Genomic DNA, 16,219 nt, shown 5'->3' with positions numbered 1-16,219 from the left:
GCGGCGCGGGCGGGCAAAGCGAAGGGCCCGGAACGAAAGCCGTTCCGGGCCCTGTGTGCGCGCCGACGGGCGCGGTGTCCAGCTTGGTTTCCGACTACTGCCCGGCGGGCCCCTCGGAGGCCGCGTGGGCGCCCCGGGCGCCCTCCACGCCACCCTCGACCTCGGCGGCGGCCGCAGCCTCCGCCTCGGCCCGTGCCAGGTCCTCCGGGGACGGCGCGGGCAGCGCGGCGAGGTAGGTGGAGGCGATCAGCTGGCCGACGGTCGGGTACGCGCCCAGCGGCGCCGCCGACGGGCAGCCGGTCTCCTCGGCGGCCGCGGCGAGCAGCTCGGAGTCGGCCTCCGGCCCGATCACCAGCGGGGCCAGTGCCGGGCGCTGCGAGCCGGTCTCCTTGAGGTGGTCGACGGCGGCGGCGACCGAGCCGGGCACGTCGAGCGCGGCGGCCACGACCGGGACGGCCAGACGGGCGGCCAGCAGCACGCCGGTGATGCCCGCGGCGGCGGCCGCGTCCTCGCCGCCGACGGTGGTCAGGACCACGCCGTCGGCGGCGGTCGCGATGGCGAACAGCCGGGCGCGGTCGGCGCGGGCCAGCCCGGCCTCGGACAGCCGGACGTGCACGGCCTCGGCCAGCAGCGGGTGCGGGCCCAGGGTGTCGGTGACGGGCGCGCCGTACTCGGCGGCCAGCGCGTGGAGTTCGGTCAGGAAGCCGTGCGGGCCGGGCACCAGCGGCACCAGGACGGGCATCGGCAGCCCGGCCTCGGCGGCCAGCGCCAGGAGTTCGGCGACGGTGCGGTCCTCGCCGCCCTCGCCCTCGGCGGAGTCGCCGGCGAGGTAGCCGACCGCGGCCTGGACGCCGTTCTGCTCACTGCGGACGATCGAGAGCAGTTCCTCGACGACCGAGCGGGACTCGGGCCCGGCGGTCGCGGGCACGGCAAGCACCAGGGCCGGGGAGCCGGAGGGGATCTCGGGGCGCTCGGGACGACGGTGGCGCCCCCGCGCACGGGAGCCTGGAGTGCGGACGGGCAGTGGCGCGCCCGGGATGGCTGCGGTGCTCATGCCGGAGATCGTAGGACATCTGCCCGTCCGGCCTGCAGTCGGCTGCCGTACGGGTTTCGCGCGGTGGTGGTGCGGACCCGGTGTGTCCTCCGGGCCGGTCCGGGAGGTTTGCCTACAATCCGGACATTCCTCACCCAACCCCCGCGCGGGTGCGGGTCATTGCCATGACGTGCCCGGCGGGGTGTGGCGTTGCAGGTGCGGCGCGTGAGATGTCTCACAGTCCAGAGGTCGCCTGACGGAGGGTCACAGCGGTGCGACTCCCGGCATTCGAAGATCAACATTCAGCGGGGAGCCGCTCACGGCCGGTTATCGGAAACCCGGTGATTCAGTCGGCTATGTCCGTTTACGTACCGTCAGGAGAAGGCCCCGTGAAAAGTTCGAGGCCGCGGATAAAAGGCCTCGTGCACCTGCAACGTCCCGTGCTGATGCACGTGCACTGCAGCTATCATCGCGTCAAGTGAGGCGTTGTGCCGGACCGGTACGGGGCCGGTCCGTTCGTTTCGGCGGTGCCGGGGGCGCCGCGCGGACGACAACTCCGGAGCTCTTCGGGAGACTTCTATGCACGACTCGCAGAACACGCACGGCTCGCACGACACCTACAACGGGATGGCCGCCGCCGATCTCCAGGGGGTGGTCTGGCAGAAGAGCCGGCACAGCAACTCCCAGGGCAACTGCGTCGAGTTCGCGGCCCTGCCGGGCGGTGACGTGGCGATGCGCAACTCGCGCTTCCCGGACGGTCCGGCGCTCATCTACACCCGCGCCGAGATCGCCGCCCTGCTGCTGGGGGCCAAGGACGGGGAGTTCGACCACCTGGCGGTCTGACCGACCGCCGTGCTCCACCATCGGGGGGCCGTCGCGGGTGCCGACACCGCGACGGCCTTTGTCTTTTGCGCCTCCGCCCGCGGGGCCGCTGCGCTCGGGGCCTCCGCCTTCGGGGCCGCTGCGCTCGGGGCCTCCGCCCGCGGAGCCGCTGCGCGCGGGGTCCCTGCTGTCGGGCCGCAGGCCTCGGGGCCCTTGCCCTCGGGGACTCGGGGAACGGCCGGGGGTGTGGTCCTCCCGGGGCTCCCCTCGACCTGCACACGAACCCGTACATAAGGGTGCAGATCGATCTGTGCATCGACCGGAACCTCGACCTGTGCCTGGACCGGGCACCGGGCCGACCACGTGCTGTGCCGCGCCGGCGCTAGGCCGAGCGCCGGTGCCGCCCACCGGCGTCGACCGGTCCGCCGAGCGCGTCGAGCGCCGAGCGTCCGCCGAGTTCCTGGCACGTGCCGATCCCGGGGTGTCCGTCGAGCGCACCGTCCGCCGGCTCCGCCTCGAACATGGCCCAGACCACCTTGCCGCTGCCCAGCGGGTGCCAGCCCCAGGAGCGGCTGAAGGACTCCACCAGGTGCAGTCCGCGGCCGGATTCGGCGACGAAGTCCGCCTCCCGGGCCACCGGGCCGACGCTGCTCGGGTCGCTCACCGCGCAGACCACCTGGGGTGCGCGGTGCACCAGGCTTATTCGGATCGGCAGCCGCCCGTCCGGGGTGGGCTGTGTGGGAAAGTCGTACTCGCCCAGGGCGCCGCCCGCAGGGTCGGGCCGTGCGCCGATCGCATGCCGGAGCGCATTGGTCACGAGTTCCGAGGCCACCAGCGCGACGTCGTCGAACAGCTCCGTCAGTCCCCAGCGCTGGAGCGTGGTCCGGGCGAAGTCGCGCGCGGTTCTGACGGCTTCGAAGCGAGGAGCGAGCGTACAGGTGACCACATGGGGGTCAACCGCCAAAGCCGTACCGGTGCTCATGAAGAGCTCCTCCCATAAGGGGGCGGACACGGCTGGACCCGCCGGGGTCATGCCGGTCACCTCCGACTCGCTCGGCCGCTCGGCCGCCCTCGACCAGACGCGCGCGCACTCGAACGCCCGATGGCGCGGGGGACGCCGTCGAGCCGGTGCACGGAGTCGCGCGTGGGGTCGACGCGGAGCCCGCGGGATTGCCAGGGGTGTGCAGGTGCACGTGCACCATGGTGGTGTGCGCTCACTGCAGATGCAAGAGTCGATTCACGTGCAGTCGCACTATTGGCATATGCAAGCGCCGAATGCACGTGCATCCTGGTGTGTGGAGTGTGGAACTGATAGGAACATCCGTCAGTATCGGCACCGTGAGCGCTCAACTGATGGCAGACTGTGCGCTGTTTGCCCTAGGTGGAGGTTTCGACCGCATGACCACAGTTCAGCCGGGCGGCGGCTCGATGGTCCGCCGGATCCTCCTCGGCTCGCAGCTGCGTCGCCTGCGTGAGGCGCGCGGCATCACCCGCGAGGACGCGGGCTACGCGATCCGGGCGTCCGAGTCCAAGATCAGCCGCATGGAACTCGGTCGTGTCAGCTTCAAGGAGCGCGACGTCGCCGACCTGCTCAGCCTGTACGGCGTCGACGACGGCATCGAGCGGGAAGCCCTGCTCGGCCTGGTCCGCGAGGCCAACAAGTCCGGCTGGTGGCACAGCTTCAACGACGTGCTGCCGGGCTGGTTCCAGACCTACGTCGGCCTGGAGGAGGCCGCCCAGCTGATCCGCACCTACGAGGTGCAGTTCATCCCCGGTCTGCTGCAGTCCGAGGAGTACGCACGGGCCGTTTTCGGCCAGAGTCGGCCGGTCATCAGCGAGGAGGAGGTCGAACGGCGGGTCAGTCTCCGCCTGCGCCGCCAGAAGCTGCTGACCGAGGGCACCAACCCGCGCCTGTGGGCGGTCATCGACGAGGCCGCGCTGCGCCGGCCGGTCGGCGGGCCCAAGGTGATGCGCGGTCAGGTGCAGTACTTGATCGACGTCGCCGAGCAGGCCAACGTGGTGATCCAGGTCATGCCGTTCCGCTTCGGCGCGCACGCGGGCGAGTCCGGGGCGTTCACGATCCTGCGCTTCCCGGAGCAGGACCTCGCGGACGTGGTCTACCTGGAGCAGCTCACCAGTGCGCTCTACCTGGACAAGCGCGACGACGTCGACGCGTACATCCAGGTCATGGAGCGGCTCTGCGTGGACAGCCTCACGCCGGAGCGCACCATAGACCTGCTCGCCTCGATCCTCAAGGAACGCTGAGCACCTGCAGGACCGCTGAGCACCTGCAGGAACACTGAGCACCTGCAGGAACACTGAACAACGGGCACGACCGCTGAGCACCTGAAGGAACAACGCCGAGCCGCTGCCGTCCGGGGTCTGTGAGCACCCTCCCTCGCGGGGCCCCTCGACAGCAGGTCGCCACTGGCAGGCCGCCCACCCGTCGTCAACCGCGGGCCGGCGGCCTTTCGCGCTCCGGCGGGTGGGGCTGCGGCGGGCGGCCGAGGTGCCAGGCCAGGTCGTAACGGCGGAAGAGGTCGGCCCGGATCGGCGCCAGTGGGAGCTCGGCGCCGGGTAGCAGCACCCCGATGCAGCCGCCCATCAGCGCGCTGCGCAGCACCGCGTGCTCGGCGACCGGGTCCGGCGCGCCCCAGTCGCGCAGCAGACCCTGCAGGATGGCGCCGAGTTGCTGCTGCTCGGGATCCTGGACGAAGGCGCCGGCGTCCGGGTCGAGGATCAGCGCCAGGTGCGAGCGCATCACCCGGGGGTGGTCCATGGCGAGTGCGAGGACGGCGTCGATGGCGCGGGCCAGCCGGTCCTCGGGGGTGGAGCCGGGCGCCAGTTCCTCCAGTGCGCTGGAGAGCGACTGGTGCATCATCCGGTGCGTCGCGGACTGCATCAGCAGCCGTTTGCCGTCGAAGTAGTACGAGAGCAGCCCGCGGGCGAGCCCGGCCCGCTCGGCGATGTCGGTCAGGGTGGTGCCCGCGTAACCTCGCTGGTCAACCAGCTCGACGGTGGCTCGCATGATGCGGCGGCGGGAGCGTTGCCGCATCTCCTCATTGACCGAATCCGCGCGAGGTGCCATCGTGTCTGCTCCGAACGTTCGTTGGCTGCGGGCCAATATACTTGCGAAGCCGACAGCCGCCCGGGGCCGTGCCCCGACGGGCGCCGCCCGAGCGGCCGGTACGAAGACGGCCGGCTCCACCAACACGGGGGTTTGGTGGAGCCGGCGCCACTGCCCGACCGGCCGGGGGTCGGCCCGCGGGCAGGGCAGACGCTGGGGTCAGTGCTCGCTGAGGACTTCGGTCCGGGCCGTCGTCGACCCGACTGACGGATAATCATAATCAGGCACCGATACGGGAGCTGCATTCCGGCGCCGGTCCACCAGGGCTCCGACCGCCGCGACCACCAGCCCGAGCAGCGCGACCGCCGTGACGAACACCAGCGCCGGGCGGTAGCCGTCCAGCTGGGCCTGCGGGCTGTCCCCGCCCGCGCTGCCGGCGGTGATCATCGCGGTCGCCCCGGCCAGCACCACCGCGGTGCCGACCTGGATCGCGGTGTTCACCAGACCGGAGGCCAGGCCCTGCTCCTCGTCGGCCACGCCGTCGGTGGCGGCGATGTTCACCGAGGGGAAGGCGAGCGCGAAGCCGACGCCGAGCAGCAGCATCGAGGGCAGCACCAGGGCGACGTAGGAGCTGTGCTCGTCCAGCCGCAGGAAGAGGGCGAAGGCGCCGACCAGGGCCAGCAGGCCGATCGGCAGCAGCCGACCGGTGCCGAAGCGGTCCACGATCGGGCCCATGAACGGTGCCGAGAGGGCGATGAACGCGCCGGCGGGCAGCAGCCCGAGGGCCATCTGCAGGGCCGACCAGCCGAGCAGGTGCTGCAGGTAGAGCGTGACCACGAACTGGAAGCCGCCGTACGCGCCGGTCATCGCGAAGGCGACCAGGTTGGCCCGGGCGACCGAGCCGTTGCGGAAGATGCCGAGCCGGACCAGCGGGTGCGCGGTGCGGCTCTCCACCAGGAGGAAGGCGGCGGCCAGCGCGGCGACCACGAGCAGCGAGCCGAGCGTGCGCAGGCTCAGCCAGCCCGCGCCCTGCGCTTCGGTGACGGTGAACACCAGCAGCAGCACGGTCGCGGTGCCGGTGATCGCGCCCAGCACGTCGTAGCCGCCCTTGGCGGGCTCCTCGACCGGGCGGGGGAGCAGGCGGATCGCGAAGACCAGGGCGAGCAGCGCGACCGGGACGGGCATCAGGAAGGTCCAGCGCCAGCCGACCGAGGTGAGCAGGCCGCTCAGCACCAGCCCGAGCGAGAAGCCGCTGGCGCCGCAGGTGGTGTAGATCGACAGCGCCCGGTTGCGGGCCGGGCCCTCGGCGAAGGTCGTGGTGATGATCGACAGCCCGGCCGGGGCGGTGAAGGCGGCGCTGACGCCCTTGAGGAAACGGGCCGCGATCAGCAGGCCGCCGTCGTCGACCAGGCCGCCGACCAGCGAGGCGGCGGCGAAGGCGGCCAGGGCGACCAGGAAGACCCGGCGGCGGCCGAGCAGGTCGGCGGCACGGCCGCCGAGCAGCAGCAGGCCGCCGTAGCCGAGGACGTAGCCGGAGACCACCCACTGCAGGGTGGAGGTGGAGAGGTGGAGCTCGGAGCCGATGGAGGGGAGGGCGACGCCCACCATCGAGACGTCCAGGGCGTCCAGGAACATGGCGGCGCAGAGCACGATCAGGGTGCCCCAGAGGCGGGGTGTCCAGTGCAGCCCGCTGGTTGACGGGGCGTCGGGTGACGTGACGGTCGCGGTGGTCATAGGGAGGACAGTACATGCATGTGCATTCAATGCAAATGAATTAGATGTGAACGCAATAATTTACGATGCGGGTGCTAGGGTTGCGGCGTGGCTGAACTCGACTCCCCGGCGGAGGCCGGTCTCGTCGCGCAGTGGCGCGAGCTGCTGGCCCGGCACGCTGCGGCCGCCTGCATGCTCGACCGCGAGCTGGGCGACCGGTTCGGGCTGGGCATGAGCGAGTTCGAGGTGCTGGAACGCCTCGTCGAGGGATGCACCGCGGGCGGCGGGCACGCGCTGCGGGTGACCGAGCTGGCCCCCACCGTCCACCTGAGCCAGAGCGCGCTCTCCCGGCTGATCGCCCGCCTGGAGAAGGCCGGACTGGTCACCCGGGCGATGTGCGAGAGTGACCGGCGAGGCATCGTGCTCACCCTCACCGAGGCCGGTCGGGAGCGCTATGAGCAGGCCAGGCCGCTCCACCGCGAGGTGCTGGAGCTGACCCTCGGTGGTGAGGTCGGCAAGATCTGCGAGGCTCCGGCGTCCGACTGACGGGCGTGCGTGACCGGCGGGGTGTCACGTTCTGTCGGCCCCGGGCGGGTCGGCGCGGGTCGGCGCGGGTCGGAGGGTGTCGGCGCGGGTCGGCTCAGCGGAGTGAGTTCAGGCCCGGGGCGGCGGCCAGCAGGACGGCCGCGGCGGGCGCGGCGAGGGCCGCGACGGTGAGCCGCAGCCGGTGCGGGACGGAGAGCCGCGGGCGGCCCGCGAGCAGCCGGTCCACCCGCTTCGGGGACTGTGCCAGGCCCGGCGGACAGGAGCCGAACACCCCGCGGTCCAGGTTGAGTTCGGCCAGTGCGAGGGCGGTGGTGTGCCGGCCGTGCCGACGCGCGGCGCGGTCGTCGGCCGCCAACTCCACCAGCTCCGCCACCTGGTTCCGGAAAGCGCTGAACACGCCCACGCCGGGGAAGCCGGTGGCGAGCGCCTGGGAGAACTGCTGCAGCCAGTGGTGCCGGGCCCGGACGTGGCCGCGCTCATGGCTCAGCACGGCCGCCAGCTCCCGGTCGGTCAGCTGCTGGAGGGCGCCGGTGGTGACCACCAGGCGGGAGTTCGGGCCGGGCAGCGACCATGCCTCCGGGCGGACGTTCTCCAGCACCACCAGCCGCTCCCGGCGGGTCCGGTCGGTCTCGATCGAGTCGGGCAACTCCGGCGCGCGGGTCGCCAGTTGGGCGTGGCGGCGATCGCGCAGCGCCTTGGCCGTACGGACCTCGCGGGTGAGCGCCAGCACCGTCTGCACCGCGCCGGCGGCCAGCACCGCGGCGCACAGCCGGCCCCAGCCCTCCGCGTCCTGCAGGCCGTACGCGGCCTCCACGCCGTGCGGGGCGCCCGTGAACACCAGGGACCGCAGCTCGGGCAGGGCGGCGGAGGCGGCCAGCAGCAGTCCCAGCGCGCAGCAGAGCAGCACCGCCACCACGAGGCACTGCCACACCAGCAGTGCCAGCACCGGTTCGCGCTCCACCCAGCGGGCCCGGGCCAACAGCCGGGGCGCGACGGTCGAGAGCAGCAGTCCGAGCAGCAGCAGGCCGATCAGGGCAGGCATCGCATGGGCTCCCCGAGTACGCACGGAACGCGACAACGCGCTCCCTGCCAACCTATGCGCCGGCGACGCCCGGTGGAACGGCTTTCGACCGGCCAGTGACCAACGCCACGCGCACGGCGGGCCCTTGGCGCGTGCGCTGGCGCGTGAGCAGGTGTGTGACGAGGGGCGTGAACAGGGGCGTGAACAGCGGCGTGAACTGTCGCTGAACAGGGGCGTCACATGGTGAGGAGCATGGCGAACATGCCGATGCCCATGGTGAGTCGGCAGGCCTGCGGCAGCCCGGCGGTGCCGACCGCGAGGGTGCCGGCCGGGGTGCGCAGCAGGCGGCTGCCGGCCCAGAGCGTGTACCCGCCGAAGTAGAGGAGGAGGGTGCCGGTCAGCAGCGGGACGCCCAGACCGGGTGCGTGGTGCTGGTGGCCGGGGGCTGCCGCCATGGCGAGGGCCATGTACGTCATGGCGAGCGCGCCGACCGCGTGGTGCAGCCGGTGGGCCCGGCCGGCGGGGGCGTGGACGGCGGCGAGCAGGAAGGCGGCGGCCGGGAGGCCGAACAGCCCGGCCCAGACGGCTGCCGGGACGGTGGCACCGCTGACGGCCATCGCGGCCATGCCGAGTCCCATCAGGGCCTCGGCGGCGTCCGACTCCCGGGCGAGCGGGCGCTGCGGGCCCGGCGCCGACGCGCAAGGGGTGTGCCGCAGGCGGATCAGGCAGGTGGCGCCGGCCGTGGCGGTGAGGAGGGCGAGCAGCCAGTTGACGAGGATCGGTCCGTGCAACGGCGGCCTCCCGGGGCGGCGGCGGGCGACGGGGGGCGGCGAACGGCGGACAACGGTCAGCGGACAGATGACAGCTGACAGATGTTGAAATCTGTCAGCTGTCATCTGTCCGCCGTCTGCTGCCCCGTCGGCCGGCCCCCGTCCGCGGTGACGGTCGTGCGCGGTGACGGTCGTCCCGTCCACGATCACGGCTGCCACCGCGGTGCGGCCAGAGCGCGCACGGGGGCGCACGGTAGTGACCGTCGTCGCGAAGCTCCCCGCCGCACACCCCCTGCCGCCGCTGGGCCTCAGCCCTGGAGCCGCCCCGAGGCCATCACCCGGCTGAGGAACTGCCGGGTCCGCTCCTCCCGCGGATCGCCGAACACCTGCTCCGGTGGCCCCTGTTCGAGCACCACTCCGCCGTCCAGGAAGCAGACCCGGTCGGCGACCTCGCGCGCGAAGCCCATCTCGTGAGTGGAGAGGACCATCGTCATCCCCTGCTCCTTGAGGTCCCGCACCACCGACAGCACCTCCCCGACCAGCACCGGGTCCAGCGCCGCGGTGATCTCGTCCAGGAGCAGCAGCCGCGGACCGGTGGCCAGCGCCCGCACGATGGCGACCCGCTGCTGCTGCCCGCCGGAGAGCCGGTCCGGGTACTCCTTCGCCTTGGCCGCGAGCCCGAGCCGGTCGAGCAGCTCCAGCGCCCGCGCCTCCGCCTCAGCCCGCGTGACGCCGTGCACCCGGCGCGGCGCGAGCGTGATGTTCTCCAGCACGGTCATGTGCGGGAACAGGTTGTACGACTGGAACACCACCCCGATCCGGCGCCGTACCGCGTCCTCGTCCGCGCGCGGATCGGTGATCTCCTCGCCGTCCAGGAAGATCGCGCCGTCGTCGATGCCCTCCAGCAGGTTGACGCACCGCATCAGCGTGGACTTCCCGGAGCCGGACGCCCCGATCAGTGCGGTCACCGAGTGCTCGGGCACGGCGAGGTCCACGTCGCGCAGCACCACCTGAGCGCCGAAGGTCTTGCGCACCGACTCAAGCCGGAGCACCTCTGCGGTCACACCGCACCTCCCTGGACCTGCCGACGGTTCATCCGTGCGGTCAGCCAGTCGGCGAACCGGGTCAGCGGAATGGTCAGCACGATGAACACCAGACCCGCGAGCAGGTACGGCGTGAAGTTGAAGGACCGGGAGGCGATGATCTTCGCCGCGTACACCGCGTCGATCGCGCCGCCGATCGAGACCAGCCCGGTGTCCTTTTGCAGGCTCACCAGGTTGTTGAGCAGCGGCGGCACCACCCGCCGGACGGCCTGCGGCAGCACCACGTACCGCATCGCCTGCGCGTTGGTCAGCCCCAGCGACCGCGCCGCGGCCCGCTGGCTCGGGTGCACCGACTCGATGCCGGAGCGGAACACCTCCGACACGTACGCCGAATACGTCAGCACCAGCGCGGCCCCGCCCAGCAGCAGCGGATCGGTGGTCACCCCCGTCAGCCGCAGCGCCGGCACCCCGGTGATCATCACCAGCAGGCAGATGATCATCGGCAGCCCGAGGAAGAAGTCCACGTACGCGGTGGCCAGCAGCCGCACCGGCAGGAACACCGGTCCGCGCAGCGTCCGCAGCATCGCGAGCAGCAGGCCGAACACCAGGATCAGCACCCCGCAGCCCAGCATCAGCTCCAGGTTGAGCCGCAGCCCCTTCAGCACCTCGGGCAGCGCCTGGCGGGCGTAGTCGAGGTTGAAGAAGGTCCGCCGAGTCACCTCCCAGCCGGGGGAGTTGACGATCAGCAGGTAGAGCGCGACCGCCGTCGCCAGGGTCGAAGCGCCGGCGATCAGCGCCGAGCGGCGGGCCCGGGCGCGCCGGTACGCCTCGTGCGCCAGCCGTCGTTCGGACGGGCGGTAGCCGTCGTCCTCCTCCGCGCCCTTCGTGAGCCCCGCCGAGGCGGCTCCCGCCGTTGGAGCCGCCGCCGTCGCTGCTGCTCCCGTCGCTGGCGCTGCCGTCGGGTCCCCGCCCATGCCGGGGCTCATGTCAGCACTCACTTCAGCACCGGTGCCGAGACGGCGTCGGAGAGCCACTGCTTCTCCAGCTTGGCGAGCGTGCCGTCCGAGCGCAGCGCGTCCACCGCCTGCGACACGCAGCCGGTCAGCTTGGAGCCCTTGTCCAGCACCAGGCCGAACTGCTCGCCCTGCGCTGCCGCCTCGAACTGGCCGACCACCTGGGCCTCGGGCACCTCGGCGCCGGTGATGTAGAAGGCGGTCGGCAGGTCCACCACCAGGGCCTCGATCTGGCCGTTCTTCAGCGCGGCCTTGGCCAGGTCGTTGGAGTCGAACACGGCGGGTTGGCCGCTCGGCTTGATGGTGTCGGTGATGGTGTTCAGGCTGGTGGTGCCGACCTGCGCGCCGAGCTTGGCGCCCTTGAGGTCGGCGATGCTCTTCGCGCCCGCCGCCTTGGAGTTCTTCAGCGCGATGACGGCCTGGCGCACGTCGTAGTAGCCGGAGGAGAAGTCCACCGCCTGCTTGCGCTCGGCGCTGATGGACACCTGGTTGATGTCGAAGTCGAAGTCCTTGGCGCCCGGCGCGGTCGCCTTGCCGAAGGGCGCGACCACCCAGCTGACCTTGGACTTCGGGTAGCCCAGCTTCTCCGCCACCGCGTAGGCCACGGCCGACTCGAAGCCCTTGCCGTTCTCCGGCTTGTCCTCGGAGAACCAGGGGTCGTACGCGGGCTTGTCGGTGCCGATGGTCAGCGTCCCGGCCGTGCGCGTCGCCAGCGCCCCCGGCGCGCAGTCCGCCGCCGAGCCGGCCGCGCCCGAGGCGCCGGAAGCGGCGCCGGAAGCGGCGTCGGACTTCGCGTCCTGCGGTGCGCACGCGCTCAGCGCGGCCGCGGCGGCGACCAGCGCGGCGAGGGACAGTACGGCGGACGGCTTGCGGAGGGTCATGGCGAGGCTCCAGAGGAAGGACCGTGCGGGACGAGGGGGTGGGACGGAAGGGCGCGGAGGGGCGGGCCGGGTCCCGGCGGGTCACTTCCCCCCGGTGGCGGCGCCGGAACACACGCGGCATGGTCGGCGTACGGGCCCATGTCCGCGTGCCCCCCGAGCCGGATCGGCAGCAGCCGGGTCGACGGCGGCCGGGCAGCGGCCGGTGGCCGAATCAACAACAGCGGCAACAGCGGCAACAGCGGCCGTAGAGACCGCGCACACCGCGCGCGCGACAGCGACTGCAGGGGCAGGCCTGCCGACGGGAGGGCACCCGGAACGGGCTGTCGTGGCGTACGGCCACCGTGATCACCGTCGGGAGCATGCCGGGAGGTTCGCATCACAACGGCGCGTCTGTCCAGAACATCCAGATTACTGTCCACATGCCGGACAAGAGGCCTCCGGGCGCAGGTTTTCGGGCCGGAGCGGCGGCACGCCGCAGTTTTGCCCGTCCGGACCCCCTTGAACGGGAGAACCTTTCGTACTTATGGTGTCCTCGTTGAAATAACTCCTGTCGAAGTGAGTCCACGATGCAGAATCTTTCGCCAAGGCTCGCTGCGGCGGCCGACGCCCCGGTCTCGACCCTCGCCGGTCACCCGGCCTGGCTCCGCCTGAAGGAGGCCGTCGAGTCGCTGCGCCCGCTGCAGTCCAAGGACGGCTCGATCGACCTGGCCGCCGTCCAGCGGCACACCGTCGACCCGCTGGTGGCCACCGTCCGCGCCGCCGTCGAGGAGCTCGCCCCGCACTTCCCGCACGACGCCGCCTACCTGGCCGCCGTCGACGCCGACCTCGCCAAGTGGGCCGACACCGGCTACCGCGAGCCCGACTTCCTGGACTCGCTGCTCGCCTTCCAGCCCGCCGACCAGCGTGAGGACGGCCTGGAGCACCTGGTCGTCTTCCCGATGTACACCCAGAACGGCAACCCCGACCGCAACCTGGAAGCCGTCCTGCTGCGCGTCGTGTGGCCCGACTGGCTGGCCGAGCTGGAGCGCACCCGCTTCGACAACCCGATGTTCGTGCCGATCACCTTCACGGACTTCACGGCCGGCTACGACACCAACTCCGCCGTGCTCTTCCCCGAGACCGTCTCCGTGCGCAAGGCGCCGGAACGTTTCACCTGGGGTGGCATCTTCTGCGACCGCGAGGCCGCCCGCTTCCGCGCCGTCACCACCAGCGCCGTCCAGCAGCTCGGCCTGGAGATCCCCGCCGACGCCGAGGGCCTGCTCCAGGACCAGCAGCGCGCGCAGGAGACCTTCGTCCTGTGGGACCTCGTCCACGACCGCACCCACAGCCACGGCGACCTGCCGTTCGACCCCTTCATGATCAAGCAGCGCAGCCCGTTCTGGATGTACGGCCTGGAGGAGCTGCGCTGCGACCTCACCACCTTCAAGGAGGCGGTGCAGCTCGAGGCCGAGGGCAACCCGCACGCCCGCGACGTCCAGTACGCGATCCTCTTCGACCGCATGTTCCGCTTCCCGGTCAGCGGCGACCGCGTGCGCAACTACGACGGCCTCGGCGGCCAGCTGCTCTTCGCCTACCTGCACAAGCACGACGCCCTGCGCTGGCGGGACAACCGCCTCAGCATCGACTGGGACCGCGCCCCGCAGGTCACCAACGGGCTCTGCGCCGAGATCGAGAAGCTGTACCGCGACGGCATCGACCGGCCCAAGCCGGCCCACTGGATCGCCGCCTACGAGCTGGTCTCCCGGTACCTCACCCCGCACCCCGCCTCCACCTGGGCGAAGGGCTCCGAGGCCCTGCCGCTCGACATCACCGACGGCAAGGCCCTCAACAAGGCCCTGTGCGACGCCGTGCTCCCGGACGAGTTCCCGCTGAGCATGTTCTACGAGGCCCTCAACAAGAAGCTGAGCGGCGTCATCGCCTCCACCACCGGCATCACCGGTAACGGCATCCAGGGAGTCGCCGCGTGACCACCTCCACCAACGCCCCGCTGGCCGGCAAGGTCATCGCCGTCGCCGGAGCCAGCGGCCCGGCCGGCCGCGCGGTGCTGCGCCGCCTCGCCGCCGACGGCGCCACCGTGATCGGCGCCGACATCGACCCCCAGCGCCTGGAGTCCGCCCTGGACGCCACCCGCGTGGCGGTGCGCGGTGCGAAGATCAGCGGCCAGGTCATCGACCTGCTCGACCCGCAGGAGGTCCACGACTGGGCCGACCACCTGGAGTCCGAGCACGGCCACGTCGACGGCCTCATCCACCTGGTCGGCGGCTGGCGCGGCAGCAAGACCTTCTTCGACAGCCGACTGGACGACTGGGACTTCCTGCACGACACCGTCGTGCGGACCCTCCAGCACACCTCGCTGGCCTTCCAGCCCGCGCTGCTCCGCAGCGAGTCCGGCCGCTACGCGATGATCTCCGCCGCTGCCGCGCACAAGCCCACCGCCGGCGGCGCGGCCTACGCGGCCGCGAAGGCCGCCACCGAGGCGTGGACCCTCGCCATGGCCGACTCCTTCAAGAAGGAGACCACCGCCCCGGACGGCGAGCCCACCGCGGCGGCTGCCATCCTGGTGATCAAGGCACTGGTCAGCCCCGAAATGCGGGCCGAGAAGCCGGAGGCGAAGTTCGCCGGCTTCACCGACACCGCTGACCTCGCCGATCACCTGGCGGGCCTCTGGGACCGCCCCGCAGCAGAACTGAACGGACAGCACCTGTGGCTGACAGCCCGATGACCGAGCTCACCCGTACGGACGCGGTACGGCGGCACGACCCCGCCGTCCGCGGCTTCGCCAGCGACAACTACGCCGGCGTGCACCCCGAGGTCCTCGCCGCGGTCGCCCTCGCCAACGGCGGCCACCAGGTCGCCTACGGCGAGGACGACTACACGGCCCACCTCCAGGACGTCTTCCGTCGCCACTTCGGCGAGAAGGCCGAGGCCTACCCCGTCTTCAACGGCACCGGCGCCAACGTGGTCGCCCTGCAGTCGCTGCTCCCGCGCTGGGGTGCCGTGGTCTGCGCCGAGACCGCCCACATTCACGTGGACGAGGGCGGCGCGCCGGAGAAGATGGGCGGCATCAAGCTGCTCACCATCCCCACCCCGGACGGCAAGCTCACCCCCGAGCTGCTCGACCAGCAGGCCTGGGGCTACGGCGACGAGCACCGCGCGCAGCCGCTCGCGGTCTCCATCACCCAGAGCACCGAGCTCGGCACCCTCTACACCGTCGACGAGATCCGCGCGATCACCGAGCACGCCCACCAGCTGGGCATGCTCGTCCACGTCGACGGCTCCCGCCTGGCCAACGCCGCAGCCTCGCTCGGCCAGCCGCTGCGCGCCTTCACCACCGACGTCGGTGTGGACGTGCTCTCCTTCGGCGGGACGAAGAACGGCCTGCTGTTCGGCGAGGTCGTGGTGGTGCTCAACCCGGAGCGGGTCCGCAACATCAAGTACCTGCGCAAGACCTCGATGCAGCTGGCCTCGAAGATGCGCTTCGTCTCGGTCCAGTTCGAGGCCCTGCTCTCCGGCGACCTCTACCTGCGCAACGCCGGCCACGCCAACGCGATGGCCAGCCGCCTGGAGGCCGCGGTCCGGAAGATCGACGGGGTCGAGGTGGTCCGCCCGGTCCAGGCGAACGCGGTGTTCGCGATCCTCCCGCGCGAGGTGAGCGAGCGGCTGCAGAAGCGTTACCGCTTCTACTTCTGGAACGAGCACACCGGTGAGGTGCGCTGGATGTGCGCCTTCGACACCACGGAGGCCGACATCGACGCCTTCGCGGCGGCCATCGCCGAGGAGATGGGCCGCGCCTGACGGTGCTCGAACAACGAATCGTCCCTGCCCGGATCCCGGGCAGGGACGATTTGCATGTGGCGGGTCGGTGCCCGTACAGTTCCGGAGTCGCCGCGGGAGACCGGGGCGGCAAAGCGGAAAGCGAATCCGATGAATGAAGTTCCGGAAAACGGAGCGGAAAACATCTGATAAGCTGGAAACACGAAAGAACGAAGCCCGGAGGGTCCGCTGGAAGGCGGTCCGAAGGAAGCGTCCGTTCCTTGAGAACTCAACAGCGTGCCAAAAGTCAACGCCAGATATGTTGACATCCCCGGCCTCAGGGTTTCCTGGGGTTGGAGATTCCTTTTGAAATAACACTAGCGAGGACGCAGTGCGCGGGGCCGCCCTATTCCGGTGGTTGCCGTGCCGCTCAACGCGGGTGTGAACCCGATTACGGGTAAACATTCACGGAGAGTTTGATCCTGGCTCAGGACGAACGCTGGCGGCGTGCTTAACACATGCAAGTCGAACGGTGAAGCCCTTCGGGGTGGATCAGT

14 protein-coding genes, 1 rRNA gene and 1 pseudogene are annotated in these 16,219 nt (G+C 71.5%); 7 read left to right on the top strand and 9 right to left on the bottom strand.

Translation table 11 applies throughout. The features are described from left to right. Nucleotides 1-94: 94 nt before the first annotated feature. Nucleotides 95-1,054: a sirohydrochlorin chelatase family protein gene (locus ACZ3TI_RS02715; protein WP_465722536.1), complete on the bottom strand. Its 960-nt coding sequence runs from the start codon at nucleotides 1,052-1,054 to the stop codon at nucleotides 95-97. A 558-nt stretch (nucleotides 1,055-1,612) separates the two neighbouring features. Between ACZ3TI_RS02715 and ACZ3TI_RS02710 the strand changes: the two genes are divergently transcribed. Beyond that, nucleotides 1,613-1,876 (top strand): DUF397 domain-containing protein, encoded by a 264-nt coding sequence (locus tag ACZ3TI_RS02710; RefSeq protein ID WP_465722534.1) that lies wholly within the window; start codon nucleotides 1,613-1,615, stop codon nucleotides 1,874-1,876. Between the two features lie 490 nt (nucleotides 1,877-2,366). On the opposite strand, the pseudogene ACZ3TI_RS02705 reads toward ACZ3TI_RS02710, so the two are convergent. Next, nucleotides 2,367-2,837: pseudogene (locus tag ACZ3TI_RS02705) on the bottom strand (ATP-binding protein); the annotation flags it as partial. A gap of 416 nt (nucleotides 2,838-3,253) precedes the next feature. On the opposite strand from ACZ3TI_RS02705, the gene ACZ3TI_RS02700 reads away from it, so the two are divergent. Then, nucleotides 3,254-4,120, top strand: coding sequence for a helix-turn-helix domain-containing protein (locus ACZ3TI_RS02700; protein WP_465722532.1), 867 nt, complete (start codon nucleotides 3,254-3,256; stop codon nucleotides 4,118-4,120). A gap of 184 nt (nucleotides 4,121-4,304) precedes the next feature. On the opposite strand, the gene ACZ3TI_RS02695 is transcribed toward ACZ3TI_RS02700, so the two are convergent. Both ACZ3TI_RS02695 and ACZ3TI_RS02690 read right to left on the bottom strand, forming a co-directional pair. After that, entirely contained in the window at nucleotides 4,305-4,910 is a 606-nt protein-coding gene (locus ACZ3TI_RS02695) for a TetR/AcrR family transcriptional regulator (protein WP_465722530.1), read from the bottom strand. A 231-nt stretch (nucleotides 4,911-5,141) separates the two neighbouring features. After that, a complete protein-coding gene (locus ACZ3TI_RS02690; RefSeq protein WP_465722528.1) occupies nucleotides 5,142-6,656 on the bottom strand; it encodes an MFS transporter in 1,515 nt (504 codons plus the stop codon). Between the two features lie 87 nt (nucleotides 6,657-6,743). Between ACZ3TI_RS02690 and ACZ3TI_RS02685 the strand changes: the two genes are divergently transcribed. Next, complete coding sequence (locus ACZ3TI_RS02685) at nucleotides 6,744-7,181, top strand: MarR family winged helix-turn-helix transcriptional regulator (RefSeq protein ID WP_465722526.1); 438 nt, start codon at nucleotides 6,744-6,746, stop codon at nucleotides 7,179-7,181. 94 nt (nucleotides 7,182-7,275) lie between these two features. Here ACZ3TI_RS02685 and ACZ3TI_RS02680 read toward each other — a convergent pair whose 3' ends face one another. The 5 genes from ACZ3TI_RS02680 to ACZ3TI_RS02660 all read right to left on the bottom strand — a co-directional run bounded on the left by ACZ3TI_RS02680 (nucleotide 7,276) and on the right by ACZ3TI_RS02660 (nucleotide 11,909). Then, on the bottom strand, nucleotides 7,276-8,223 hold the full coding sequence (locus ACZ3TI_RS02680; RefSeq protein WP_465722524.1) for a M56 family metallopeptidase: 948 nt from the start codon (nucleotides 8,221-8,223) through the stop codon (nucleotides 7,276-7,278). 215 nt (nucleotides 8,224-8,438) lie between these two features. Beyond that, nucleotides 8,439-8,993 (bottom strand): DUF5134 domain-containing protein, encoded by a 555-nt coding sequence (locus ACZ3TI_RS02675; RefSeq protein WP_465722522.1) that lies wholly within the window; start codon nucleotides 8,991-8,993, stop codon nucleotides 8,439-8,441. A 287-nt stretch (nucleotides 8,994-9,280) separates the two neighbouring features. Further along, on the bottom strand, nucleotides 9,281-10,036 hold the full coding sequence (locus ACZ3TI_RS02670) for an amino acid ABC transporter ATP-binding protein (RefSeq protein WP_465722520.1): 756 nt from the start codon (nucleotides 10,034-10,036) through the stop codon (nucleotides 9,281-9,283). Beyond that, nucleotides 10,033-11,001, bottom strand: a complete 969-nt coding sequence (locus tag ACZ3TI_RS02665) for an amino acid ABC transporter permease (protein WP_465722518.1) — start codon at nucleotides 10,999-11,001, stop codon at nucleotides 10,033-10,035. Before ACZ3TI_RS02665 ends, ACZ3TI_RS02670 begins: the two co-directional genes overlap by 4 nt. 8 nt (nucleotides 11,002-11,009) lie before the next feature. Continuing rightward, entirely contained in the window at nucleotides 11,010-11,909 is a 900-nt protein-coding gene (locus ACZ3TI_RS02660) for an ABC transporter substrate-binding protein (protein WP_465722516.1), read from the bottom strand. A gap of 566 nt (nucleotides 11,910-12,475) precedes the next feature. On the opposite strand from ACZ3TI_RS02660, the gene ACZ3TI_RS02655 reads away from it, so the two are divergent. From ACZ3TI_RS02655 to ACZ3TI_RS02640, 4 genes are all read left to right on the top strand, one after another. Beyond that, nucleotides 12,476-13,876, top strand: coding sequence for a DUF6421 family protein (locus tag ACZ3TI_RS02655; RefSeq protein WP_465722514.1), 1,401 nt, complete (start codon nucleotides 12,476-12,478; stop codon nucleotides 13,874-13,876). Further along, nucleotides 13,873-14,631, top strand: a complete 759-nt coding sequence (locus tag ACZ3TI_RS02650) for an SDR family NAD(P)-dependent oxidoreductase (RefSeq protein WP_465722512.1) — start codon at nucleotides 13,873-13,875, stop codon at nucleotides 14,629-14,631. The genes ACZ3TI_RS02655 and ACZ3TI_RS02650 overlap by 4 nt, the downstream gene beginning before the upstream one ends. After that, nucleotides 14,628-15,704, top strand: coding sequence for a threonine aldolase family protein (locus tag ACZ3TI_RS02645; protein WP_465723304.1), 1,077 nt, complete (start codon nucleotides 14,628-14,630; stop codon nucleotides 15,702-15,704). Before ACZ3TI_RS02650 ends, ACZ3TI_RS02645 begins: the two co-directional genes overlap by 4 nt. A gap of 422 nt (nucleotides 15,705-16,126) precedes the next feature. Then, nucleotides 16,127-16,219 (top strand): 16S ribosomal RNA (locus ACZ3TI_RS02640); the annotation flags it as partial.

This window comes from Kitasatospora sp. NPDC023120 (assembly GCF_055560835.1).
This window is presented reverse-complemented; position numbering and strand designations above follow the sequence as displayed.